This window comes from Symploca atlantica LB2515 (assembly GCF_052546295.1).
In genome coordinates this window covers 3,537,444-3,561,986 of the sequence record NZ_JBQWMT010000001.1, presented here as the reverse complement: position 1 = coordinate 3,561,986, position 24,543 = coordinate 3,537,444, and the positions used below count along the sequence as shown (strand labels likewise).

22 protein-coding genes are annotated in these 24,543 nt (G+C 43.6%); 9 read left to right on the top strand and 13 right to left on the bottom strand.

What is annotated here, in order from left to right:
- Positions 1-109: 109 nt before the first annotated feature.
- The 3 genes from ACT7WV_RS14785 (at position 110) to nblS (ending at position 5,207) form a co-directional block, all read left to right on the top strand.
- Positions 110-1,537: an FAD-binding domain-containing protein gene (locus ACT7WV_RS14785; RefSeq protein WP_445103613.1), complete on the top strand. Its 1,428-nt coding sequence runs from the start codon at positions 110-112 to the stop codon at positions 1,535-1,537.
- A gap of 287 nt (positions 1,538-1,824) precedes the next feature.
- A complete protein-coding gene (gene purD, locus ACT7WV_RS14780) occupies positions 1,825-3,084 on the top strand; it encodes a phosphoribosylamine--glycine ligase (RefSeq protein ID WP_445103612.1) in 1,260 nt (419 codons plus the stop codon).
- Positions 3,085-3,200: 116 nt separating this feature from the next.
- A complete protein-coding gene (gene nblS, locus ACT7WV_RS14775) occupies positions 3,201-5,207 on the top strand; it encodes a two-component system sensor histidine kinase NblS (protein ID WP_445103611.1) in 2,007 nt (668 codons plus the stop codon).
- A gap of 17 nt (positions 5,208-5,224) precedes the next feature.
- On the opposite strand, the gene ACT7WV_RS14770 is transcribed toward nblS, so the two are convergent.
- On the bottom strand, positions 5,225-5,593 hold the full coding sequence (locus ACT7WV_RS14770) for a zinc ribbon domain-containing protein (RefSeq protein WP_445103610.1): 369 nt from the start codon (positions 5,591-5,593) through the stop codon (positions 5,225-5,227).
- A gap of 67 nt (positions 5,594-5,660) precedes the next feature.
- The gene (locus ACT7WV_RS14765; RefSeq protein ID WP_445103609.1) at positions 5,661-5,975 is read right to left on the bottom strand and encodes a TIGR03792 family protein; all 315 of its coding nucleotides are present in this window, start codon (positions 5,973-5,975) and stop codon (positions 5,661-5,663) included.
- Positions 5,976-6,203: 228 nt separating this feature from the next.
- Between ACT7WV_RS14765 and ACT7WV_RS14760 the strand changes: the two genes are divergently transcribed.
- Together ACT7WV_RS14760 and ACT7WV_RS14755 are read left to right on the top strand one after the other, a co-directional pair.
- The gene (locus ACT7WV_RS14760) at positions 6,204-6,527 is read left to right on the top strand and encodes a phasin family protein (protein WP_445103608.1); all 324 of its coding nucleotides are present in this window, start codon (positions 6,204-6,206) and stop codon (positions 6,525-6,527) included.
- A 26-nt stretch (positions 6,528-6,553) separates the two neighbouring features.
- A complete protein-coding gene (locus ACT7WV_RS14755) occupies positions 6,554-7,120 on the top strand; it encodes an FKBP-type peptidyl-prolyl cis-trans isomerase (protein ID WP_445103607.1) in 567 nt (188 codons plus the stop codon).
- Positions 7,121-7,245: 125 nt separating this feature from the next.
- On the opposite strand, the gene dnaB is transcribed toward ACT7WV_RS14755, so the two are convergent.
- The 3 genes from dnaB to gloB all read right to left on the bottom strand — a co-directional run bounded on the left by dnaB (position 7,246) and on the right by gloB (position 10,988).
- Positions 7,246-9,237 (bottom strand): replicative DNA helicase, encoded by a 1,992-nt coding sequence (dnaB, locus tag ACT7WV_RS14750; RefSeq protein ID WP_445105658.1) that lies wholly within the window; start codon positions 9,235-9,237, stop codon positions 7,246-7,248.
- A 376-nt stretch (positions 9,238-9,613) separates the two neighbouring features.
- Positions 9,614-10,072: a 50S ribosomal protein L9 gene (gene rplI / locus ACT7WV_RS14745; protein WP_445103606.1), complete on the bottom strand. Its 459-nt coding sequence runs from the start codon at positions 10,070-10,072 to the stop codon at positions 9,614-9,616.
- 142 nt (positions 10,073-10,214) lie between these two features.
- Positions 10,215-10,988 (bottom strand): hydroxyacylglutathione hydrolase, encoded by a 774-nt coding sequence (gene gloB, locus ACT7WV_RS14740; protein ID WP_445103605.1) that lies wholly within the window; start codon positions 10,986-10,988, stop codon positions 10,215-10,217.
- Between the two features lie 208 nt (positions 10,989-11,196).
- Between gloB and ACT7WV_RS14735 the strand changes: the two genes are divergently transcribed.
- The 4 genes from ACT7WV_RS14735 (at position 11,197) to ACT7WV_RS14720 (ending at position 16,283) form a co-directional block, all read left to right on the top strand.
- Positions 11,197-11,403 (top strand): hypothetical protein, encoded by a 207-nt coding sequence (locus ACT7WV_RS14735; protein WP_445103604.1) that lies wholly within the window; start codon positions 11,197-11,199, stop codon positions 11,401-11,403.
- A gap of 338 nt (positions 11,404-11,741) precedes the next feature.
- On the top strand, positions 11,742-12,740 hold the full coding sequence (gene galE, locus ACT7WV_RS14730; RefSeq protein ID WP_445103603.1) for a UDP-glucose 4-epimerase GalE: 999 nt from the start codon (positions 11,742-11,744) through the stop codon (positions 12,738-12,740).
- 213 nt (positions 12,741-12,953) lie between these two features.
- Positions 12,954-14,132 (top strand): glycosyltransferase family 4 protein, encoded by a 1,179-nt coding sequence (locus ACT7WV_RS14725; RefSeq protein ID WP_445103602.1) that lies wholly within the window; start codon positions 12,954-12,956, stop codon positions 14,130-14,132.
- 138 nt (positions 14,133-14,270) lie between these two features.
- Positions 14,271-16,283: an ABC transporter ATP-binding protein gene (locus ACT7WV_RS14720; protein WP_445103601.1), complete on the top strand. Its 2,013-nt coding sequence runs from the start codon at positions 14,271-14,273 to the stop codon at positions 16,281-16,283.
- A gap of 181 nt (positions 16,284-16,464) precedes the next feature.
- Here ACT7WV_RS14720 and ACT7WV_RS14715 read toward each other — a convergent pair whose 3' ends face one another.
- The 8 genes from ACT7WV_RS14715 to ACT7WV_RS14680 form a co-directional block, all read right to left on the bottom strand.
- Positions 16,465-17,370: a polysaccharide pyruvyl transferase family protein gene (locus tag ACT7WV_RS14715; RefSeq protein ID WP_445103600.1), complete on the bottom strand. Its 906-nt coding sequence runs from the start codon at positions 17,368-17,370 to the stop codon at positions 16,465-16,467.
- Between the two features lie 24 nt (positions 17,371-17,394).
- Complete coding sequence (locus ACT7WV_RS14710; RefSeq protein WP_445103599.1) at positions 17,395-18,558, bottom strand: glycosyltransferase; 1,164 nt, start codon at positions 18,556-18,558, stop codon at positions 17,395-17,397.
- A 210-nt stretch (positions 18,559-18,768) separates the two neighbouring features.
- The gene (locus ACT7WV_RS14705; protein ID WP_445103598.1) at positions 18,769-19,509 is read right to left on the bottom strand and encodes an HAD family hydrolase; all 741 of its coding nucleotides are present in this window, start codon (positions 19,507-19,509) and stop codon (positions 18,769-18,771) included.
- A gap of 206 nt (positions 19,510-19,715) precedes the next feature.
- Positions 19,716-20,765: a 30S ribosomal protein S1 gene (locus tag ACT7WV_RS14700; protein ID WP_445103597.1), complete on the bottom strand. Its 1,050-nt coding sequence runs from the start codon at positions 20,763-20,765 to the stop codon at positions 19,716-19,718.
- A 394-nt stretch (positions 20,766-21,159) separates the two neighbouring features.
- Positions 21,160-21,690 (bottom strand): transcriptional regulator NrdR, encoded by a 531-nt coding sequence (gene nrdR / locus ACT7WV_RS14695; RefSeq protein ID WP_445103596.1) that lies wholly within the window; start codon positions 21,688-21,690, stop codon positions 21,160-21,162.
- A gap of 489 nt (positions 21,691-22,179) precedes the next feature.
- Complete coding sequence (locus ACT7WV_RS14690; RefSeq protein ID WP_445103595.1) at positions 22,180-22,275, bottom strand: photosystem II reaction center protein T; 96 nt, start codon at positions 22,273-22,275, stop codon at positions 22,180-22,182.
- 125 nt (positions 22,276-22,400) lie between these two features.
- Positions 22,401-23,930: a photosystem II chlorophyll-binding protein CP47 gene (gene psbB / locus ACT7WV_RS14685; RefSeq protein WP_445103594.1), complete on the bottom strand. Its 1,530-nt coding sequence runs from the start codon at positions 23,928-23,930 to the stop codon at positions 22,401-22,403.
- Positions 23,931-24,195: 265 nt separating this feature from the next.
- Positions 24,196-24,522 carry a hypothetical protein gene (locus ACT7WV_RS14680; RefSeq protein ID WP_445103593.1) on the bottom strand — a complete coding sequence of 109 codons (327 nt, stop codon included), beginning with the start codon at positions 24,520-24,522 and terminating at the stop codon, positions 24,196-24,198.
- Positions 24,523-24,543: the final 21 nt, after the last annotated feature.

Here is a 24,543-nt window from a genome sequence, read left to right as displayed (position 1 = left end):
GTGGGTGATGAGAGGAATTCTCAAAATCTTCTCCTTTGAGGGAAAATGTTGCCTAGAGCCAAGAAGATATTATCGCTCTAGATAAGCAACCGATGGATTTAGTGAATTAATGTCCGATTTGATCATCTTCTGGCATCGCCGTGATTTACGCCTTGCTGACAACATTGGACTGGCTGCTGCACGCCAGCAAAGTCCGAAAGTTGTCGGTGTTTTTTGCTTCGATCCCAATATCTTAAAAAGGGACGACATCGCACTAGCAAGAGTTACTTATATGATGGGCTGCTTACAAGATTTACAGCAGCGCTATCACCAAGTTGGTAGTCAGCTGTTAATCCTACACGACGAACCCAGTAAGGCGATTCCTGCCGTGGCAGTAGCTCTTCAAGCTAAGGCTGTATTCTTCAATTGGGATGTAGAACCTTACTCGCAAAAACGCGACCAATTAGTGAGTGAAGCACTCCAAGAAAAGGGAATAGCAGTTCACCCTAGTTGGGATCAGTTATTACATGCACCCGGAGAAATTCGCACTAATTCTGGCGAACCTTATAAAGTCTACACTCCCTTTTGGAAAAAGTGGCAGGCTCAAAGCAAAAATGACCCAGTAGAAACCCTCAAAGATGCGGAAGCATTAACTAAAAAAGAACAAGAAATCGCCTCGTCAGTCGGTGTAGTAGATTTACTTACTGCTAAGGATTTAGGATATGCCTGGGACAATGAACTACTTGTAGCACCTGGAGAACAGGCAGCCCAGGAAACCCTAGAGTTATTTTGCGATCGCGCTATTAATGATTACCAGGAACAGCGTAATTTTCCCGGCGTCGATGGCACTTCAAAACTGAGTGCTGCCCTGAAATTTGGGGCAATTGGCATCCGCACTGTTTGGCAAGCTGCAAGTGCTGCCTATAGCCGTAGCCGCAGCGATGAAACCCGCGACAATATTAAAACCTGGCAACAGGAATTAGCTTGGCGAGAGTTTTATCAGCATGGGATGTATTTCTTTCCAGAATTAGCACAAGGGCCCTATCGTGAAGCCTTCCAGGATTTCCCCTGGGACGACGATTCAGAGCTATTCCAAGCTTGGTGTGAAGGTAAAACCGGCTACCCCATCGTTGATGCGGCGATGCGTCAGCTTGATCAAGTCGGATGGATGCATAACCGTTGTCGCATGATTGTTGCCAGTTTCCTCACTAAAGACTTACTGATTAACTGGCAGTGGGGAGAGAAATACTTTATGCAAAAGCTCTACGATGGCGACCTTTCAGCTAACAATGGAGGCTGGCAATGGAGTGCTTCTAGCGGCATGGATCCTAAGCCGTTAAGAATTTTTAACCCAGCCAGTCAAGCTCAAAAGTACGACCCGGAAGCTGAATACATCAGGCAATGGCTACCAGAGGTTAGTTCTCTAGATACAGAATACCTCGTCACTGGTAAGATTCCTGAAAGCGAGCGCGAGGCTTGTGGGTATCCAGCCCCTATAGTTGATCACAAAAAACGGCAGCAGGAGTTTAAGCGGCGCTACCAACAGCAGAAAAACTGAAATCAAGAGTTGGAGAATTACTCAAAAGTATGGCAATGGTGTACAAGTTTTGCTCGCCAACTCCCTAGAATCTTTCCCAGGTGCCAGAACCTGATTCAGTGATCTAGCAATCCCATGGCATAATGTAGAACATTTACCTAACTCAAAAGCTAGCCATTGAGCGTTCTGCTTGAGTTAGTTCTCCTCAATAGAGGTAGAAAGACGCTGATTGGCAACGCTCTGCTCCTAGAAGCAGACCTACCAACCGAAAATCGATAAGTTCAATTGTTGTGGAGTGTGAGGATAACGTGAAGATTTTGGTGGTTGGCAATGGAGGACGAGAGCATGCCCTGGCCTGGAAACTACTACAGTCTCAACAGATTAAGCAAGTGATATGTATTCCCGGTAATGGTGGCACAGCTAGTCTGCCAGGTTGCCAGAATCTTCCCTTACCAGTTGATGATTTTGAGGGAATTGAACGCTGTGCTTTAGTTCATAATGTATCTTTAATCGTTGTTGGGCCAGAACTCCCCCTTGCTCAGGGAATTACAGACTACTTGCAAAGCAAAAACCTGAAAATTTTTGGTCCAACGCAGGCAGGAGCACAGATTGAATCAAGTAAGCACTGGGCTAAGACTTTAATGCAGTCTGCTGGTGTGCCAACTCCTGATTTTGAAGTTTTTACCGACCTTGCCGCCGCCGTAGCCTATGTGAAACAACAGGGTGCGCCCATTGTCGTTAAGGCCGATAGTTTAGCCGCAGGGAAGGGAGTTACAGTAGCTTCTACAGTTGATCAAGCTATCGTAGCCGTTGAGTCACTCTTCAAAAACGGGTTTAGTACTGTGGTGGTTGAAGAGTGCCTGAGTGGTCAAGAAGTTTCTGTATTGGCATTAACAGATGGTCTAACGGTTCGACCCTTGCTACCGGCTCAAGACCACAAGCGCATTGGAGAGGGAGATACTGGAGAAAACACTGGTGGTATGGGAGCTTACGCTCCAGCACCAATTGTAACCTCTGCCTTGAAGGAACGCATTGAGCAAGAAATCCTCCAACCTACCGTTGACGCTCTAAGAAAAAGGGGTATTGACTACCGGGGGGTTCTGTACGCAGGATTAATGATCACCCCCAAAGGTGATCTAATGGTTCTAGAGTTTAATTGTCGCTTTGGGGATCCAGAAACCCAAGCTATTCTGCCTTTACTGGAGACTCCCCTAGAAGAGCTACTGTTAGCTTGTACCGAGCAAAGACTTGAGCAACTTCCAGAGATTAAGTGGAAATCAGCAGCAGCTACTTGTGTCGTTGCTGCTGCTGGGGGTTATCCAGGTGCCTACCAAAAGGGTCAGGTAATTACTGGTATTGAGCAAGCAGAGAAACTGGGGGTTCAAGTTTTTCAAGCAGGTACTCAACTCAAGCAGCAACAGTTAGTTACTGATGGCGGCCGCGTCCTGGGTGTTACGGCAACTGGTGAAAGTTTCGACCAGGCGCTCAACAGTGCTTATGCAGCGCTCAATTGCATTGAGTTTGATGGTATGTATTACAGGAGAGATATTGGTCACCGGCTTACCTAGACCCATAGTCGAGCAGTGCTGGGTTAAATCTTTAGTTTTTCATTAAATACTTCGGTGCCAGAAATGTGTTACAAGAGGAGTTGTAATTTTCTATAATAAATTGTGGTAGACCGACCTTGCTGTCTTTGCTAACAAACCTCCGAGAAGTTATCCTGCGTTGGTGGTCAGGGTTTACGATCCAGACTAGGCTAATGGCGGCAGCAACACTGTTTGTCTCCTTGATCATGAGTGGCTTGACCTTTTGGGCTGTCAATACGATTCAGCAGGATGCCAGAGGTAATGACACTCGTTTTGGTCGTGACTTAGGGCTGTTGCTAGCAGCTAATGTGGCACCTCAGATCGCAGAAAACGATTTGACAGAGGTAGCTAGGTTTTCTCATCGCTTCTATAACAGCACCTCCAATATTCGTTACATGATCTATGCCGATGAAGAAGGGCGAATCTTTTTTGGTATTCCTTTTTCCGAGCCAGAAGTTCACAATTCCCTGACTATCCAACGTCGGATTCAGCTACCGGAAGATTACGCGAGTCATTCCGACTCACCAATGGTTAGGCAGCACATAACGCCTGACGGAGAAGTAACAGATGTTTTTGTACCCCTGACCCATGAGGGTAAAAATCTCGGCGTTTTGGCTATTGGCATTAACCCAAACCCTACAGTTACCGCCTCATCGTATTTAACTCGGGACGTAACGCTCGCTGTTTTTATCTCAATTTGGGTAATGGTAATTTTGGGTGCAGTATTTAATGCCTTAAATATTACCAAGCCGATTAAAGAGCTACTCAAGGGAGTCAGGAACATTGCGGCAGGTAATTTCCAACAGCGGATTGACCTGCCCTTTGGAGGGACGCCAGAACTGGGGGAACTGATTCTCAGCTTCAATGACATGGCAGAACGCCTAGAGCGCTATGAAGAGCAAAACATTGAAGAACTGACCGCAGAGAAAGCCAAGTTAGAAACGCTGGTTTCCACAATTGCCGACGGTGCTGTACTGCTGGATACAGATTTAAAAATCGTTTTAGTTAATCCAACGGCGCGAAGGCTTTTCGGTTGGGAGGGCAGTGAGATTGTGGGAGAAAACGTCCTACATCACCTACCATCGGCAGTAACCATGGAACTAACGCGACCCCTTTATCAGGTGGCTGCCCAGAAGACTTCTGATGACCCAGAACTCGAATCTACTGGTGGGGGAGAGTTCCGTATTACCTTACCAGAACCCACTGCTCATACCGTCCGCATCGTTTTGACGAGGGTTCTTGACCAATACCGCGAAAGTATTAAGGGAATTGCCATGACGGTGCAAGATATTACCCGCGAAGTAGAACTCAACGAAGCAAAAAGCAATTTCATCAGTAATGTTTCCCACGAACTGAGAACTCCCCTATTTAATATCAAATCCTTTATCGAGACGCTCCATGAATACGGAGAAAACCTTAGTGAACAGGAGCGTCGCGAGTTTCTGGAAACAGCTAACAGTGAAACTGACCGCTTAACTCGTCTAGTTAATGATGTCCTAGATTTATCGCGACTCGAATCATCTTGTCGAATTTATCACTTTAAACCTGTAGATATTGCTGAGCCAGTAGAGCAGACTCTGCGTACTTATCAGCTAAACGCTCGTGATAAAGGCATTGAACTGCTTCAAGAAATTGCCCCGAATTTGCCGTCGGTTCTGGGTCACTATGATTTGTTGCTCCAAGTTTTTGATAATTTGTTAGGTAATGGTCTGAAATTCACCCAACCGGGAGGAAGAGTAGCAATTCGCGCCTATTTGCTGGAGCCTAGTGTCCATCATCATGATGAGACGGCTCAAGTGCGAATTGAAATTTCTGATACAGGAATTGGCATTGATGCAGAAGACCAGGCGGCGATTTTTGAAAGGTTTTTCCGGGTAGAAAACCGAGTGCATACCCTCGAAGGAACAGGATTAGGACTCTCAATTGTCAGAAACATTATTGAGAGGCATCACTCCTGCGTACATTTAGTCAGCGAAGTTGGGATTGGCACAACTTTCTGGTTTGATTTAGATGTATGTCAGGAACCGACAAAATCAGTTGAGCAGCTAATACCAATAGAAGCCGAAGGAACGACAACCAGCTCAACTGCTGCTCGCATAGTTTAGAGCCTTGCTGGCAATCATTAGAAGGCAATTAGGGTAAGTAAAAAACTGACCGCTACCAATCCAAGTAAACCTAACAACGCTGGGTTCCTTTGACACCAAAGCCTTACCGTTTGTAAAGGAAGGCTACGTGGGACATAAATTTGGTCAATCTCTACCTGAGCCTGAGAAATATCGTTATAGAGAGTACATTCTTGAGCGTAGGGACGTTGGGGAAATGTACAAGTATCATCAGCGTGGTATGTGCAGCTTTCGCACAAAGGCTGATCTTCTCTAGCCCGGTGTAAAGTAATACCAGGATGACCGTAGGCTTTAAGAACTGTGCCGCAATGGGAACAGGTGACCATCTGACTACCGATAGGTTGATGGCATTTAGGACAATTTGGCATAGCTAGTAGCTCTCACGATAGGAGCAGCATCCTTTAACGTATCTTGGCCATAGTAATTTATCTATTCCTAGCTTGAGGTCAGAGGGAATTTTCTAACTTGAAACTCAGTGGCCTCAATAATCTCATTAGAACCGCCAAACTTTTGGACGAAGCGCTGCTCAGTTTCTGCTAGCAACTCTGGCGGAACTGCTTTCCACTGTTGGCGACTAGCCCAACGAATTACCAAAACAACTTCCATTGATGCTATAGGATTTACCCAGACTTCTTTGCCCAAAAACCCTGGACAGCTAGAGAGCGTCGCTGTCCAAATTTCTGCGTCCAATTGAATAAATTCTTCCCGGCGTTCGGGAGAGACTCTTAACTTGAGCCATTCAATTACCATGTTGATTAACTACTGATTTAAATCGCTAGAGAGAAGTATTAACAGTCACATAGCTCCATTGTGTCATGATCTATCTGTTGTGAAAAAGGTTGGCAGCAGTTGGTGGGGAAGATATTCCAAAATAGAACTGTATGCTGGGAAGAAATTGAATCTAACCCACTTTTGGGAGTACTCTTCTGTTCTATTGCAAACCTAATTAAATTAAGTGCCTAGTGGCAGGATATAAGCATGGATAATAACGATTGGCTCAAACAATTATTGATGGTTGGTGTTGGCACAACCTCAGTGGTTGCCCAAAAATTGCGAGAGGTTAGCGATGAATGGGTAAAAGAAGGCAAAATTAATCCTGAGCAAGCCAAGGGGTTTGTCGATGATATGATGCAGCAGATTACGTCAGAGCAAGGAAACTTTCAGGGCAACATGGAACGGCAACTACGTAACATGTTGCAAGATTTAGGCGTGCCTCGCCAATCGGAAGTAGATGAATTGCGGGGTCGCATTGACCGTCTAGAACGCCAATTGCGCGATTTGGAAAATAAGCTCTGGCGTTGAGCAATACTCAATTGGGAGGAAAGATTGTGAAAGAAATTTTGGTCAGCTTAGGGGTGATCTTAGCTTGCGGCTTACTGTTGATTGTCGCTCAGCTGAGTGCAGGTCAAGGTTCAGCAAGCGCTGACGAACTAATGACCCCTCAAGCAGCAGTAATTGCTCAAGCAGCAAATGATCAACCAGCAGTTGACGAAACAAAAAATGAACTAATGGCAATGAATTCTGACTCAGAAAGCGAACAGATCTCGAATGCTGACGCAGTGACCACCCCCTCTGGTCTAAAGTATGTAGAACTCAAAGAAGGAGACGGGGCAACACCTCAAAAGGGTCAAACCGTTGTGGTTCACTACACCGGCACCCTAGAGGACGGCACCAAATTCGACAGTTCCCGCGATCGCAATCGTCCCTTTTCCTTCAAAATAGGTGTTGGACAGGTGATCAAAGGTTGGGATGAAGGTGTTGGCACCATGAAAGTCGGTGGCAGACGCCAGTTAATTATCCCTCCTGAATTGGGTTACGGTTCCCGTGGAGCTGGCGGAGTAATTCCCCCCAATGCTACTCTGATTTTTGATGTGGAACTGCTCAAAATTAGCTAGAAGTTTTATTACTGTTCTACGGATTAATTAGGTAAGAAAGGAGTCAGGGTTGAGTGGTTTCCCTGACTCCTGTTTTTAATTTCTGATTTCTCCCTTGTTAGCCTCTAAAAATTGTCCAACGCTATTTATTGGTGGGCTAAGTTGAGAAATTGAGTCAATTCAGGCTTGAACAAAAGTTTAACGGTTCCTGTTGGCCCATTGCGATGTTTAGCGATGATTACTTCTGCCACATCTCTGTCAGGAGAATCGGGATTATAGTAAGAATCCCTATAGAGCATCATGACTAAATCCGCATCCTGCTCAATACTATTGTGGAGCACTATGCTATTGGCAATAAAGTTATGAAGACTAGGAACCGTTAAATCGTAAACTTCAGCCGTGCCATCAGCTTCTATCGAGGTAATTGAATCCCAGTAAATATCGCCATCAGCTTGCCGATTAATTTTGTTAGAGTCTATAAGCTGACTAGAGCTTGCCGTTAGTTGACTACTTCTAATTACTTCTCTACTGCTACTGGCAGATATTAGTTCAAGACACCCTGGCGTCTGGGCAAGAAATTGATTGTTGTTGTTGTTTATTGCATCACTCAGTTCAATTAATCTGGCTAGGGTAGTGGATGATGCTGAGTTAGCATCAATCGTCTGCTCCTGAGAAGAACTTGGTAAACAGCAAGGGATGGCAAGGCGCGAACCTTCCCTTAAATGATCTAGACGCTGCCAACCATGGAGTGTGAGAAACTGGTGGTTGGCTGTTGCTCGAATCGTTCGCCCTAGAGCAGTTTCTAGCCTAAATACAGGCTTGACACCTGTACAAAAGGCATTACTGGCAACGGCTCGTTCTAGCTTCATGGTGGCAGTATTAAGCGCCCAAACTGCGAAACAGGATTTACCGACTAGTTCACGAATCGGCACTTTTGTGCAACTATCGGCTAATGTCACTAAGCTATCGCCACTCAAGCAACCTGACTCTCTCAAGTCTGACATCATCGGTCGTTTGTTGTTGCGTGCTTCTACTCCTCGACTCAACTGAGACAAGGCAATAATGGGAACATTAAGTTCGCGGGCTAATCCCTTCAGAGAACGGGTAATCCGAGATAACTCTTGCACGCGGTTTTCACTACCACTGCCTTCCATCAGTTGCAGGTAATCAATTAAGATCAATCCCAACTTGCCAGCTTGTTCTGCCTGAAGACGGCGTAGTTGCGATCGCATTTGCATGACGGTAGGGTTAGCTGCATCGTCAATGAAAATCGGTAACTCTGATAAAGTTCCGAGGGCATGACTCAAAGGACCCCACTGGTTTTGACTAATCCGCCCAGCTCGTAGATAATTACTCTCAATTCCCGCTTCACTTGCCAAGAGCCGCTGCACTAGCTGCTCCTTGGACATTTCTAAACTAAAAATCGCCACGGGCAAATTTTCAGAGATATTGCGAGCAATCCCCAAGGCAAAGCTGGTTTTGCCCATAGACGGTCTACCAGCAACAATCACCAAATCAGACCGTTGAAAACCCCCAGTCATGGCGTCTAGGTCATAGAAATCAGAGGCAATACCAGGTAGGGCAACATCGGGGTCTCTGGTTTGGATTTCATGGAAAGTCTGAATTAGCGTCTCAGAAATTGGAGTTAGGGTATTTTTCGGACTGGATTGACTTAGACCAAAAACTGTTTGTTCTGCCTTGTCAAGAACAATTTCTAAATCTGTTGATGTCTCGTAACCCAGCTGCACAATTTCGTTACCGGCTCTAATAAGCTGTCGGCGCTGGTATTTATCTATAACTAATTTCGCATAACGGTCAATGTTAACCGCTGATACGGTGCGGTCAACTAGCTGTGCTAGTTTGCTTTGACCACCGATTCTCTCTAATAATTCGCGGTCATATAGCCAAGTGGTAACACTCATCAAATCCGTCGGCTGTCCCTGGCTATAAAGAACTAAGGCAGCTTTGTAGATTTCCTTATGAGCGTCAATGTAGAAGGCTTCCGGGGGAAGAATGTCAACAATCCGAGCAATTGCTTCAGAGTCAAGCATTATTCCTCCGAGAATCGACTCCTCGGCATCCACGTTTTGAGGTGGTAGAGAGTAGCTAAATGCAGAAAAATCAAGTTCTTGAGCCATAGCTAGAGACGTGCTCGGAAAATTAAGATCAGCGATTAGAGGATTAAAGGGTTGAGTGACTCCGAGGTTAACACCACTCAACCCGATCTCTTGACCTGACAAAACGGGTCAATCCTGACCAGAAGTACGGACTATGACTACAAAAAAAGTAGGAATCAGGAAATGTCTGCCAGCACAATTACCAAGTCTGACCGCTAGAGTGATTTAGGTTGTGAGCCAAGCTTGAGGAACAATAATTTATACCTCTAAAACTTATAACACCCGGACTATCTCCTAGAGATTAGACTACCAAGTCACCTTAGAGTTTCTTTGCTTGAGGCTGCTTACTTGCTCTTTTAGCCTACTGAAGACAAGCTTTCTTGAGACAAGATTGCCACTAGAGGGGAGCAACGTGAATCTCAACCTCTGCTGCAACTTCCGGATGTAGCTTGATTTCCGCTTTGTAGAAACCGAGTTGACTGATTTCTGGCAAAGTAATGCCTCTGCGGTCTACTTCCTGAGAAGTAGATTCTTGAATGACATCAGCTACTTCCTGAGCTGTAACAGTACCAAAAATCGCATCTTTTTCACCTACTTGCTTACGGATAGTGAAGCGACCAATGGTTTCTAAGGCTGTTTTACGAGCTTGAGCCTGTTGCTTAATTTCAATTAAGCGTTGTCGTTCTTGCTCTTTGCGCCGCTCAACTTGCTTGAGGATGCCGGCGGTAGCGAGAACCCCGATTTTTTGGGGAAGGAGATAATTGCGAGCATAGCCGGGAGCTACTTCAACCAAATCTCCAGTTTTTCCCAGCTTGCTAACATCTTGATTTAAAACTAACTGCACGCGTTTTGCCATGGTCTTTGTTCGGATACGGACTTGAGTGAGCAAGAGTGATGATTCTCTAGAACACTTAATGGTACGCAAATCTGTAGCGCGATCGCAACTGAGTTGTCACCCCATAAAATGTCAACAGCCATGGTATCATCCCCCAAATGGTTTAAAATTGGTCTTTCATACCTCGTAGACGAGCAAAAGTTTGTACGGCTTCTTGAGCTTTAACAGCAGATTGTAGTGCTGGTTGCTCCCAACGCAAAAAGGGATTGGTGAGCTTCTCTATACCCAGTTGAGATGGTACTGTGGCCTGTTGGCAGCGACGCGATTCTTGCACGGAGGCATATCGGGATTGTAAGTCTCGGTTCTCGGCGTCTACGCTCAGGGCAAATTGAAGATTTTTTAGAGTATATTCATGGGCACACCAAACTCGCGTGTTATCTGGTAGGTTACGCAACTTGCTCAAAGAATTCACCATTTGAGCTGGTGTTCCTTCAAACAGTCTGCCACACCCCCCGGCAAACAAGGTATCGCCACAGAATAATTCGCCAGTTTCACCTGGTACTGTTGGGGGAAAGTAGTAGGCAATGTGTCCCCTAGTATGTCCGGGAACAAATAAGACTTCGCCAATTCTACCGGCAAACTCAACCTGTTCGCCTTCCTGTAAAAACACCTGTTGTCCAGGAATTCTGCCTTGATCTTGAGCGCCTCCGTATACACAGACATCTGGGAAACGTTCGATCAACTGCCGATTGCCGCCGACATGATCCAGATGGTGGTGAGTATTGAAAATCTTAACTAATGGAGCGCTAATTTGTTCTAAATAACGCAAAACAGGCTCAGCTTGAGCTGGATCAACTACAGCCGCAACATTGTGCTGCGAGTCATGCAGCAAGAAGATGTAGTTGTCAGAAAGTACTGGAAGTCGGTAAACCTGCACGGGAAATTTCCTCCTAAACTATTTCCCCAATCACAGCATAGCTTGTTGATTAATTCACAGTATTAGCCAATCCTAATACTCTTGTGAACTTCCAGGATAATTTTTTTCCTGGGAAGTCCCGAAGATTTTTCGTGATTAGCAACTAAGGGTTATAACAGGGTATGGGACTAAAACAATAATCCAAAAACCTACAGATGCGTCTCTTCCTATGGCACCGACACCTCAGCGTCAATCAAATTTGAACATTCAGGCAAAAGTAGATCAGATTCTTTCTGAGGGCCAATTAGCTCGTCCAGAGTATCTTCAGATGACGACAGCGATACTCTCTGATTACAATGTTACTGATGAAGAACGTCGCCAAATCAATCGCATCTTTGACGATGTACAAGCGGGTCGTGTGAAGCTGGTTGACTAACTACTCAAACTACCAATATTGGCCAAAGTCAATAGCTCGAATAAAAGCATCCTGATAGCTACAGTTTGTTGGTATTTGGCAATGCATCGAGGTAAGCGTCAGGTACGCTTCTTAAGCCAGGGTGAGTAGAGTCCGAACTCAGAATTTATACAGAGGTACAGACAAGCTTTAACTGATTAATCAGGGGTTAGAGCAATATTTACTCGTCAAATATTTACAACTTAGTAGTTGCTTTCAATGACAGTATAAACTAACACCTATTTTAGTTTTAGCTCAGCAGCAATTACTAGCAAATACCAGATTCGGCTCAAAGAAAAAGTAGAAATTAAGGTATCAAAGTGTCGCAAAAAAAAGCAACTATTTTAGTTACCGGGGGGGCTGGGTATATTGGTTCCCATGCTGTCCTAGCTCTGCAAAAAGCAGGCTACGAAGTGATCGTACTTGATAATTTGGTATACGGGCATCGAGAGCTAGTGGAAGATGTCCTTAAGGTGGAGTTGGTAGTTGGGGATATCAGCGATCGCACACTTTTAGACAAGCTATTTTCTAGCCGCGACATCTCTGCAGTAATGCATTTTGCTGCTTATATTGCCGTAGGAGAGTCGGTCACCGACCCAGCTAAATACTACCGTAATAATGTCACTGGTACGCTAACCCTCCTAGAAGCCATGGTGGCAGCAGAGGTCAAGCAATTGGTCTTTTCTTCGACTTGTGCTATTTACGGCATGCCGCAGCAGGTGCCGATGACAGAAGATCATCCCCTAGCCCCAATGAGTCCCTATGCTACCAGTAAGCGGATGGTAGAGCAGATGCTGGCTGACTTTGGTAGTGCTTATGGTTTAGAGTCAGTAGTGTTTCGCTACTTCAACTCCTCTGGTGCTAACCCAGAGGGTTTACTTGGTGAAGACCACAACCCGGAAACTCATCTGATTCCTTTAGTTCTGTTGACTGCTTTAGGTAAGCGAGAGTCAATTTCCATCTTCGGCACCGATTATGCCACACCTGACGGTACTTGTCTGCGAGATTATATTCATGTCAGTGATTTAGCAGACGCTCATGTGTTGGGTTTAGAATATCTGCTTAAGGACGGTAAAAGTGAAGTGTTTAACCTAGGTAACGGCAACGGCTTTTCTGTCAAACAAGTAATTGAAACAGCCAGAGTAGTAACAGGAAAGGAAATTAAGGCAGTAGAGCGCGAGCGCCGAGCTGGAGACCCACCTGCTCTTGTTGGTAGTAGTGACAAAGCTAGAAAAATATTGGGTTGGTCTCCCCAATACTCAGACTTGAGTAAGATTATTGCTCATGCTTGGCAGTGGCATCAAAAACGTCACACTTAGACACCGACTAACATTCAGGTAGTCATCGGCTCAAAGTGCTTCTTCGAGTGGCGGCACAGCTACTGTAGGTATAGAAAGGTAAAAGGATGCGGGGGAAATAGTTCCTCCTGCATCGATTATGGTTACTTACAGTAATCAGGCTGATCATCTGACAGGATTAATGATCAATTGGCATCTCTCCCTAACTGAACAGTTGGGTTGTAACAACCAACGATGAAAAGTAAAGTTTCTTTAGTTGTTAGTGACTTATCTAGTAGTGGTTCTGGCAGATGGGGAGGAGCTGTTCGTCCTTTTTTACTGTACCAAGCCTTAAGGAAACTTAATTACGAAGTAGAAATTGTTGGTTTTATTCCTAGTGATAATTTAGAACCTATTCCTCTAACTGATATACCCATTAGTTATATCAAAGCTGACAAATATCCTAAATTTATACTGGCAATAAATGAACTGACTAAAAAAATTAAGGGGGATATTGTTTATGCTAGTAAACTAAAACCAACAAGCTTTGGGGCGGCTCTTGTTCAAAAATTTAAAACTCGGTGTCCCGTTATCTTGGACATAGATGACTGGGAATTAAGCTGGCATGGTGGCGATGACTGGCAGTATCATCCTAGTTTGAAGCAATTTGCCAGAGATATTTTGAAGCCTAATGGTGCACTAAAAAATCCTGATCATCCCCTTTATTTAAAGTGGATCCAAGGCTTAACTTCCTCTGCTGATGCCATTACAATACATACGCAGTTTCTGCAAAAACGCTTTGGCGGCGTATATTTACCCAATGGTAAAGATACTTCATTATTTGACCCAAAGCAGCATGATCCAGAAAGTAGTAGAAAGCGTTATGGTCTGGCTAATTATCGAGTTTTAATGTTTCCCGGAGCACCGCGACCATATAAAGGTATAGAAGATGTTTTGTTGGCTCTAGATCACTTAAATCAACCAGATCTGAGATTGGTGATTGTCGGCGGTAGTCCCTACGATGACTATGATCATCAATTGATTAAAAAATGGGGACGTTGGATTATCAAACTCCCGAAATATCCTGCTAAACAAATGCCAGATGTAGTGGCGGCTGCTCACATTGTAGTTGTTCCCCAGCGAGATACACCTGCAGCTAAAGCTCAATTCCCCCTAAAGCTGACAGATGCAATGGCAATGGCTAAGCCAGTGTTAGCAACTATGGTAGGAGATTTGCCAGCAATTTTAGGTAATACAGGATACTTAGTTGAACCTAGTGCACCGCAACAAATTGCAGAGGGAATTGAAGAAATATTGCACAATTTAGACGAGGCAAATGAGCGTGGTTTTAGAGCGAGAGCAAGATGTATTGAGCATTATAGTATCGAAGCAATGGCAACAATTCTTGAGGGGGTAATTGCTAATCTTGAATAGTTATTTCAGTATCTATAGCAATTCTAGGTGAATTGCAAAAACTGCATATTTTATTTCTTGTGGATCTGTAGTTAATTTTTTCTTATAAATTATTGATGACTACTATCTTATCAAGGTTATATTTCATGGCAATAGGGTATGTCTTCTAATAAGCTCCTTCTTAGCTATGCACTCAAATATCCAAGCCTGGTTGCACTTACCGTTATTCTCGGTTTTTCTGGTGCAGTTTTCAATGGAATTAGCACCACTTTAGTTGTTCCTATTTTATTAGAGATATCTGGTCAAGAGGGAATTGATTTTAAAAAATCACCAGCAATTATTCAGACATTTATCTCAGTTTTTGATGCTTTCTCTGGAGAGAAAAGAATAGCTATTATGACAGGAGGAGTTCTGGTAGCAATTATTCTGAAAAACCTTGCCAATTATTGGAGTACCTTAGCGAGTGGTCACCTTTCACGCTCCCTAGTTAACAGTATGCGACTCACAGGTATGGAGCTACTGCTAGAAGTTGATTTAGATTTCTATTCTAAGAGTAAACTGGGCGATATTATGAATCGCCTAAATAATGAAATTAACCGAGCAGCTAGTGCCATTAAAATTGCCGTAAAATTATTTACTAATGCTGCCACTATTTTAGTTTTTGTTGGAATCTTGCTCCTGATATCTTGGCAGTTGACTATCATTTCTACAGTTCTCTTACTAATAGTGGGACTTGCTAACCAATATTTTGTAAGTCGTGCTAAGCAATTTGGAGAAATTTTTACGGACAAAGCAAGAGCTTTGTCCAATGCTATCTTAGAGGCTCTCAATGGTATTCGTTTAATTAAAAGTGTTGGTGAAGAAAAAAGTACATACCAGCAAATTTCTCAATTGGTTAAAGAGCGGGAGAATGCCGATTTTCAGTCGCAAGCTAATTTTGCAATAATTGGGCCAGTTAATGAAATTACGGGAATTATTGCTTTATTATTAATTGTTGTTTTGGGCAATTATTTATTTTCCAAACAACTAGAGTCAGTTGCTACTGTCCTACTAACTTATCTGGTGGTTCTTTTCCGACTACTCCCATTTGTTGGTCAATTAAACACCAACCGTAGTCAACTTGCTAATAATTCTGCCAGTGTGAAGGTTGTTGCTGATTTCTTGCAGCGAGAGCAAAAACCCTTCATGATTAATGGCTCGGTTCCTTTCACAAAATTAACAAAAAGTATTGATTTTGAGAAAATTAGTTTTGCCTATCCTGGTCATGAAAAGCTAGTACTTAATCAAGTAGATTTATGCCTTCTTAAGGGGAAAACTCTAGCGCTAGTTGGTACTTCTGGTGCTGGGAAATCAACTCTCACAGATTTGTTACCAAGATTTTATGATCCAACTCAGGGTCGAATTTTGTTAGATGGCAAAGATTTAAGAGAATACGATATCACAACAGTGAGACGAGCGCTGGGAGTAGTCAGTCAAGATACATTTTTATTTAACAATACCGTCTTTTATAATATTGCTTACGGTTGGCAAGATGCTAGCAAAGAAGAAGTAATTAAAGCAGCAAAAAGGGCAAATGCCTACGAATTTATTATGCATTTACCTAAAGGTTTTAATACAGAAATTGGCGACCGTGGTGTGATGCTATCAGGAGGACAAAAACAAAGAGTTGCGATTGCTCGTGCATTGCTAAGAAATCCAGATATCCTAATTTTAGATGAAGCTACCAGCGCTTTAGATACTATTTCCGAGAGATTGGTACAACAAGCAATTGATGAACTCTGTACAGAACGGACTACAGTTGTAATTGCTCATCGACTATCTACTGTGCAAAAAGCTGATCAAATTGCAGTGATGGAAGAAGGACAAGTTGTAGAAATTGGAACTCATGAAGAATTGCTGGCTAAAGACGGTCATTATAATCGTCTTTATAGTATGCAATTTGAGCCAAATATCAATACTCTTACTCAAGAAGCAGTTAACGAGGCTTTAATCCAAGCCTCTTATGAGATTCGCACTCGTCTTAATCCCACGATTGGCTTCTTGCAGTTAGTAGTTGATAATTTGGTAGACAGCACGGAAGAACGCCAAGAATTAACTGAAGAAGCTTACTTTGCAGCACTTAATCTCCTCAAAACCCTGGAGTTTTTTGAAGAAAGTTCAAGAAAACAATAAATAATCTGTAATTTTGATCTAGAAAGGAGGATTATAGGGATGAGAATAACTTTATCTAATCATCCAAATTATGCCTGCCAAAAATTAACCACAGATAGGCACAGATGTAGATGCAAGTCTTGCCACAGGATACACAGATTAAATATATAGCCCTTTTAATTAATCCTCAAATAGGATACTCTTAAAAAGTACCTGCTGCCACATCATCTTTAAATTTTTGTAGCCTTGTTTCCAGTTCAACAGTTAGCTGTTCAATATAGTTATCATTGCTTAGATGTGGAGGTACTTCTTTGGCAATCTTTGTTAATTGTTCGGCAATTATCCGCTTTTTTAGCCAATGATTAACAGAAGCACGAATAGCTGAACGGCTACCTCGAATTCCACGAATTCTCCCCATGCTATATTCTGGTGGGAGATCTCTTAACTCCATTAAACGATGCGGTTGGTATTGTACACCAATAGATTCACACCAATCGAGCCACTTAAAAGGAAGAATTGCAGCAGCTGTATGAACACAAATCCAAGGTACGCGTAAGGCATCTGCAATAATTGCGCCATGCATCGCTTCCGTTAAAAGAACCTCCGTCTGGCTAATGATAGATAATACTTGCTCTACAGGCCAGCGTGCATCGATGTATTTAATTCCAGCTTGTTGACAAACCTCACTCCAAGATTGACCACCATAGATGGATTGTGTAAAGTGAGGCATGTAAGCGAATTGATAAACTTTAGGAGCAATGGGTTGATATACCCGTCTGACTAAAGCCGCTCCATCGGTGACTGCTAACTCAGGTGGTAGTCCCAGTTTGTAGGCTGATATCGGGCCTCTGACACAGTAAATATGCCAAGACTTATCGATAGTTGGTAAGCCTTTGTTATAGCCTACGCCAGTACCAAAAACTACTAGCTTGCGAGCTTGAGGAACCCGTTCAGGAACTAGATTATTTAAAAGTGTACCGATGCCAAAAAAGGCAGTATCCTCTTTATCATCAAGTATACCGGGAATTAGTTTTTCCCAAAGCCATAAATTTAGTTCATCGCCAAAATTTGGCTTAGTGTTATCCCTTCTATAAAAAAAAAGCTTCATTAAGCAATTATTGTTTTGAGAATATTAGCTAACCAACTGAAAATAATTAGTAATAAATTCGTTGACTTCTGATACGAATTTATCTGTAGAAAATAAGTTTTTTTGTTTCTCAAGAGAGCTAAGTAGTGTTTGCTGCTTTTCGGAGTTACTGAGAACGCTAATTATTTTCTCTACAGCTTCTTGTTCATGATCAAATAATAATTCTTGATTTTCTTTTCCTACTATCTCAACTTGTCCTCCTTGACTTCTCGCAAAGGGAATTGCACCTACTTTGAGCATTTCGGCAATGGAAATACCAAAAGGCTCTTTCTTATAGTGGATGCCATATTTACATTGAGCTAGTAGATTTATATAATCCTTATAGGGAAGGTTTTCATGAAGCTTTACCCAATTAGAGTTAGCTTCTACCATTCGTTTGACAAAGCGTCTGTACTTCCAGGCATAAACACCGCCACCCCCCCCTGTAATGTACAGTTTGATATCAAAACCTTGCGCCCGAACTTCACTCAGAATTTGAATGACTTTGTGAGGTTGTTTTGCTTCTGTTAATCTTCCACTACAGATAAAAGCATTTTCTTTTTGCTCCCAGGAAACCTCCGGAATATCAAGAGCTACGGGAGGATAGATAACTTGACAATCAAGATGATATTGCCTTTTGACCTCTGCTGCAACTTGGTAAGAATTAGCAACGGAAATATTGCTTCTCATCTGCTCTTCTGAGAACTGGGAGATTTGGTGATGCAAAGCATTACCTTCAACTACTTTAATCCAATGAATATACTGAATACCTGTTCGTCCCAAATCCATTGCATTATAGGCAGATAGTAACAAGTCGTACTCACTCTGATGGGCTTTAAAGTAGCGAATTAGAGCGTGAATAAATAGCTTTCTCAAAATTTCATTGTTGGCAATTAAAAAATGAGATACTGAGCGCAATAAATCTGGTACAAAATATTTAACCTCGATCAACTCACTTGATAGTTGAGTTCCGTACATGGAATTAAGCTGAGCAAAATTAATCTTGGTCGTCGTAAATAAAGTTAAATCATATCTTGTTTGTAAAGCCTCTAATATCCAGAGAGCAACTGCTTCTGCACCACCTCCCATAAAGGCATAGTAATAAACAGCAATTTTTTGCCTACTTTTGCTCTCAAAATCACCTCTAAAGTTTAGAGTATGAGAAGGCATTCAAATTATAATCTCCCCAAAAAGTTGCTTTGATAGAATTGCTACTCTAATTTTGACCTAGACTTTGTTTAAATGGAAATGCACAAGCAAGAGAAATACTTCTTTGCCAAACGCGTTTGTTTATTCAGAATGCCGATTAAAAATCAAAGCTTGCTGAAGAATAGCGATACTTCCTCTACTAGTAGCAATATTCCTGATCATTGAGTGTAGCTAATCAAGGACTTGAATTTCATCTAGTTGGGAGATCAACACATCTGCACTTTCCAGATGCGCTGCTGTTGTTGAACCCCAGCAGATGCCAATACAACCAGCAGCACCAGCGCCGTGTCCCATCTCTATGTCACCAGCAGAATCTCCTATCATTAAGGTAGATGCTGGCTCAACACCCAAACTTTGGCAAGCTTGAATAAACAAAGCTGGGTCTGGTTTACTAATACCTTGATCGGCGCCCTGCTCTAATTGGATGTAAGCTGTCAGGTGGTGACGTTTGACAAACTCCTGCACTCTGGGAGTTGAGTCCGCTGATAGGATTCCCAGCTTTAAACCAGCCTCTGAGAGTAATTTTAATGCTTCTAGGCTACCAGCAAATAAAGGTGAAGTACCAGCAATATCTTTAAGATATCTATCCGCTTCTGCAAAAGCGTCACGAGCGATCGCTAATGATTCTAGCCAACCACGACCAGTCTCGGCAATATAGGCAGCAGCAGCAATTTCATTTTCGCGACGGCTACCAACTGCCATTAAACCAGTGGGGTCAAGGAAATTTTCCTGAATGCCAAAAGCCATCAAGAGTGGTTCTCCAACTCCGGGAATTTGGGCATCAATCAAGCGTACTCGCTTTTGCCCTAATTCTCTGAGAAAGACTTCTGAATCTTCGAGCGTGCCATCTTTATCAAAAATAACTGCTTCAATGTTAGGGAATCTGACATCCCGACAGCAAAGTTTTGCCAACAGCTAATACTCCTCCAAAAAACAGTAAACCTCTTGCAAAAGTCGATAGAAACCACAGGACAAATCTCAGTTTATCTGTATCTATCTGTGGTTAACTTTTCTTCATCAATCATCGAAAACTACTACAGTAAATATCGACTAAAAAAAAAGAGGGAAATTCCCTCCTTTGATTTAATCTACAACTGGGCGCGTCAATAACACTCCCTTTATTCATCTTCTGTTGCTGTCGCAGATGGTAGTTGCTCTTCAATTTCTGTTGATTCAACAGTGGCTTCTGCTTGTTCTGCTTGTTCTGCTTGTTCTGCTTGTTCTGCTTGTTCTGCTTCTTCTGCTTGTTCTTCAAGATTGATGCCTTGCTGTTGCGCCAGCATCTTTTCTCGGTACTTCTGGGCCATTTCTTCCGCTTTATCGTAAACAAGATCACGGTTGTTGATCATGTCACCGGGCTCTGGCTCCAACTGCTTGGTTGAGAGAGAAATCCGACCTCTTTCCGCGTCTAGGTCAATGATCATGACTTTTACTTCATCATTAACATTGAAGACACTGTGGGGTGTATCTATATGGTCGTGGGAAATCTCAGAAATGTGCAGCAAACCACTGACACCGCCAATATCAATGAAGGCACCATAGGGTTTAATACCCCGCACGGAGCCAATAACAACTTCGCCGACTTCTAAGCGGTTCATCTTACGCTCAACCAGCGCTCTACGATGAGAGAGTACTAGTCGGTTACGATCTTCGTCTACCTCTAGGAATTTTAGTGGCAGTTCTTCTCCGACTAAATCTTCCTTCGGCTTACGAGTGCTGATATGAGAACCGGGAATGAAACCACGCAAGCCCTCGATTCGCACTAAAGCTCCACCACGGTTAGTGGCAAAAACTAGAGAGCGCACAGTGGCGTCTTCTGCTTGCAGCTGCCGTACGCGCTCCCAAGCGCGCATGTACTCAATGCGGCGAATAGAAAGGGTTAGCTGCCCATCTTCATTCTCGTCTGTCAGAATGAAGAATTCTCGCGTTTCGTTTGATTGTAATACTTCATCAGGGTTATCGACCCTGTTAATTGACATCTCCTGAATCGGAATGTATGCGGCGGTTTTCGCACCAATGTCAATCAGAGCACCCCTCGGCTCTAAGCTAAATACGGTACCAGCAACAATATCACCAGGACTGAAGTGATAATCATACTGATCTAGTAGGGCGGCAAAGTCCTCGTGAGTGAAGCCAATATCTTTAACAGTTGTTTTCTGACTGAGCATGTGCTTTGGGTTTCCTAATGTTGTTTGCGTAATGACTCTGCCTCCTGTTGATGTACATGAACCTCGGCATTGGGCCGCCTACACCTACATTGCTTTGTCTCCACCTTATTTTAAAAGATTTGATAAAGCCCCGACAGGTAATTATATCTCAAGCTCGAATTGTTTGGTTGCCGAACTTGCCGATTTACTCGTCATCAAGTAAGGACATTTTCCCTTCATAAAAGCTTAAAAGCTTTGGCTGCCTTGAAGGGAAAGGGTGATAGTTTTCCTGGAAAAGCTTTTTTGTATAGATTTTAGCGGTGTTGATGGCTCCCACACTCCACTCACCAAGAAGATTAGGTAAGCCTTTAATGTATAACACTAAGAATAGCTTCTATGCAGATTTAGGAAGGCATTATTGCCAATGCAGAGGTTCTCTCTCGTTCTCTTTTACAACGTCTTTTTGCCGAACTCCCGACGTTCCGAGAAGTTCTGAGTGACTCTGGAGATGATCTAAAGTATCGACAAAATCTCGAATTCCTTGAAACTGTCGGTAAACAGAGGCAAAACGCACGTAGGCTACTTCGCTTTCGCCTCGCAGATAGTGGAGTACTAATTCGCCAATTTCCCTGCTAGTTACTTCTCGCCCAAAATCCTGCTGTAATTGTGCTTCAATCTCATCTACCAATACTTCGAGGCGTCTTTGAGGTATTCCGGTTTTTTCACAGGCGCGTACAATTCCCCTTAGTATCTTGGAGCGATCAAAAGATTCCCGACGACCATCCCGTTTGATCACAGTTACAGGTACAAATTCGATACGTTCATAAGTAGTGAAGCGATGTTTGCACCGCAAGCACTCCCGACGCCGCCGAACACTCTGTCCTGCTTCTGTGGAACGAGACTCAAGAACACGGCTTTCGGTGTGCTGACAATAGGGGCATCGCATATTGGAAAGTCCTTTCGGAGCAGAGTGAAGTCGAAGGCTGTAAAATTCCAGAAAGCTCTGACCAGGATGCTTGTTTAACATCCTACCGTCGCTAAGCACCACCGAAGAGGAGATGCAAAATTGCTGTTGAAGTTTTCTTCCTCAAAGTTCCTCTAAATGTGCCAAAGTTATTTTTGAGAAATCATCACTTAGAGGGAATCATTTTTCTTAGAACCCAAGGCTCAAAAGCAAAATTAAGCAATTCGTGTCTTAGGAGAAGAGAAACGAGTTCATCAACCTGCTCACTAGCCTCGTAAAGTTTTAGCAGGATTATTTTCGCGGCTGAGCAATAAATACAAAAGCCTGAGCTCGCTTTCGCCTATCCAATTTCCTTTAACTCAAGGAAAAGGTAGAGCTTTGCGGCTCAAGACATGCCAATAGCTATAAACTTGTTGTGCTATCAATCAAGGGAAAAAGCCACCGGAACCGGTAAAGCTAATTCCCTACTAGCTATTTGTTAATCCGAGGCGGTTCTCTGAAAGCGATCGCAAAAAACAGAGTACCGATTGCTAATGTCAAAACCAATATATAAGCAAGGCTTTCCATGTCAATAATCTCTGATTACCTATGTATCTACTAGTCTACCTTGCCAAGCAACGGTAAAAGTCAAAAGGCAAAGGCAAAATCTAAAATTCCTCCCTTTACCTTTTGGCTTTTAGTTAATTGACTTTCTAGACAGCCTCTTTCTTACGAGTGGTCTTATCACCCACTTTCTGGAAGAGACCCCATTCAACTTGTTCTTCTAAATCGGCTTCAACACCGGCAAATACATCACGGTAGATAGTCCGAGATCCGTGCCAGATATGTCCAAAGAAGAATAGTAGGGCAAACACCGCGTGACCGAAAGTAAACCAACCTCTTGGACTGGTGCGGAACACACCATCAGAGTTTAGGGTTTCCTTGTCAAACAAGAACGGCTCGCCGCCCTGGGCCTTACGAGCGTACTTCTTCACCAGAGCAGGGTCTTCAAAGGTTTGACCATCAAGAGCGCCACCATAGAAAGTTGCTGTGACACCAGTCTGCTCAAAGCTATATTTGGATTCTGCTCGTCGGAAGGGAATGTCGGCACGAACTATGCCATTAGCATCTGTCAAGATGACAGGGAAGGTTTCAAAGAAGTTGGGCAGACGACGAACTGACAACTCTCGACCTTCACCATCCTTAAATACCGGATGACCAAGCCAAGCTTGAGCAATACCGTCACCTTTATTCATCGGGCCGGTGCGGAACAAACCGCCTTTGGCTGGTGAATTACCCACATAATCGTAGAAAGCCAGTTTTTCTGGAATCTCGGACCAAGCTTCTGAAAAACTTGCTCCTGAGGTCACACTGGCTTGCACGCGTCTGTCAATTTCTTGTGTGAAATAGCCCTGATCCCATTGATAACGGGTTGGGCCAAACAGTTCAATTGGTGTAGCCGCACTGCCGTACCACATCGTACCTGCCACCACGAAAGCAGCAAAGAATACAGCGGCGATACTACTGGAAAGTACGGTTTCAATATTACCCATCCGCAGAGCTTTAAAAAGGCGCTCTGGTGGTCGGACAGTTAAGTGAAACAAACCAGCAATGATGCCAACAATACCTGCCGCAATGTGGTGGGCTACGATGCCACCGGGGTTGAAGGGATTAAATCCTTCTGGGCCCCAAGCTGGAGCCACTGGCTGAAGATGACCAGTTACCCCATAGGCATCAGAGACCCACATTCCCGGTCCGAATAGTCCTGTGAGATGGAAGGCACCGAAGCCAAAGCACAGAAGACCAGACAAGAATAAGTGAATGCCAAACATTTTTGGCAAATCAAGCGCAGGTTCGCCAGTACGTGGGTCTCTAAAGAGTTCTAAGTCCCAGTAAACCCAGTGCCAGCAGGCAGCCAGGAACAAAAGACCAGAAAGAATGATGTGAGTGGCGGCAACGCCTTCAAATGACCACAAACCCACATCTGTTACTGTTTCGCCAGTGATGCTCCAGCCACCCCAGGATTCTGTAACTCCCAAGCGTGCCATGAATGGCATAACAAACATACCCTGACGCCACATCGGGTTCAACACGGGGTCACTAGGGTCAAAGATTGCTAATTCATACAGGGCCATTGAGCCGGCCCAGCCAGCCACTAAGGCTGTGTGCATCAGGTGTACAGCGATCAGACGCCCTGGGTCGTTCAGGACGACTGTGTGTACTCGATACCAAGGTAGTCCCATTGACTACGCTCCTCCTCAGAAGATAGAGTTTTGACTTTGAAGCTTCTTTTCTTGTTGATGTTAGAACCTGTCTTTAAACTGCTCAAACTTCAGTAAAGCAATTTAGGCAAGATAACTTCACACTTCGCGACTAAGAAGTCTGCGAAGCTGAAGATTGTTTAAAGAATTGTAATTATTGTGAGGAGCGATTGCAAGCGCCAACAAGCCAACAATAAGAGTTCCTCTCTGAAATAAGAAACAATTAGTTAAATTTATTTACAAAACTTCACTGATCTCCCCCGTCTATGGTGCTCAGAAAGCTTTGTGGTGTTGCCAGTCTTTCGATGACTTGCTCAGCACTAATTAGGCGTTTAAGAACGACTTGACCAATGGTCTTTGCTGAGTCAGCCGAAGCTTCAGGCGTCGGCCTGACTTCGATCATAAGAACAGCATCTTCAACGCGATAGAGCCATAATTTTTCCCCTTGCTCAAGGATACAAAGGTTAATTTGCTCAATGTCTGGTTTTCGTCGCCAGCTGTTCTCGTTCCAAAGACCGCCGAACTCCCAGACGCGGCCTACTACCCAACCTTCAGATAAAAAGAAGTATTTCACAGATACCTGTGTGCAACCGTA

Coding starts and splice junctions, on each gene's coding strand:
- ACT7WV_RS14785 (WP_445103613.1), top strand. CDS start 110: ATGTCCGATTTGATCATCTTCTGGCATCGCCGTGATTTACGCCTTGCT.
- ACT7WV_RS14770 (WP_445103610.1), bottom strand. CDS start 5,593: ATGCCAAATTGTCCTAAATGCCATCAACCTATCGGTAGTCAGATGGTC.
- ACT7WV_RS14765 (WP_445103609.1), bottom strand. CDS start 5,975: ATGGTAATTGAATGGCTCAAGTTAAGAGTCTCTCCCGAACGCCGGGAA.
- ACT7WV_RS14760 (WP_445103608.1), top strand. CDS start 6,204: ATGGATAATAACGATTGGCTCAAACAATTATTGATGGTTGGTGTTGGC.
- dnaB (WP_445105658.1), bottom strand. CDS start 9,237: ATGGCTCAAGAACTTGATTTTTCTGCATTTAGCTACTCTCTACCACCT.
- rplI (WP_445103606.1), bottom strand. CDS start 10,072: ATGGCAAAACGCGTGCAGTTAGTTTTAAATCAAGATGTTAGCAAGCTG.
- ACT7WV_RS14735 (WP_445103604.1), top strand. CDS start 11,197: ATGGCACCGACACCTCAGCGTCAATCAAATTTGAACATTCAGGCAAAA.
- ACT7WV_RS14725 (WP_445103602.1), top strand. CDS start 12,954: ATGAAAAGTAAAGTTTCTTTAGTTGTTAGTGACTTATCTAGTAGTGGT.
- ACT7WV_RS14720 (WP_445103601.1), top strand. CDS start 14,271: ATGTCTTCTAATAAGCTCCTTCTTAGCTATGCACTCAAATATCCAAGC.
- ACT7WV_RS14715 (WP_445103600.1), bottom strand. CDS start 17,370: ATGAAGCTTTTTTTTTATAGAAGGGATAACACTAAGCCAAATTTTGGC.
- ACT7WV_RS14710 (WP_445103599.1), bottom strand. CDS start 18,558: ATGCCTTCTCATACTCTAAACTTTAGAGGTGATTTTGAGAGCAAAAGT.
- ACT7WV_RS14700 (WP_445103597.1), bottom strand. CDS start 20,765: ATGCTCAGTCAGAAAACAACTGTTAAAGATATTGGCTTCACTCACGAG.
- nrdR (WP_445103596.1), bottom strand. CDS start 21,690: ATGCGATGCCCCTATTGTCAGCACACCGAAAGCCGTGTTCTTGAGTCT.
- ACT7WV_RS14690 (WP_445103595.1), bottom strand. CDS start 22,275: ATGGAAAGCCTTGCTTATATATTGGTTTTGACATTAGCAATCGGTACT.
- psbB (WP_445103594.1), bottom strand. CDS start 23,930: ATGGGACTACCTTGGTATCGAGTACACACAGTCGTCCTGAACGACCCA.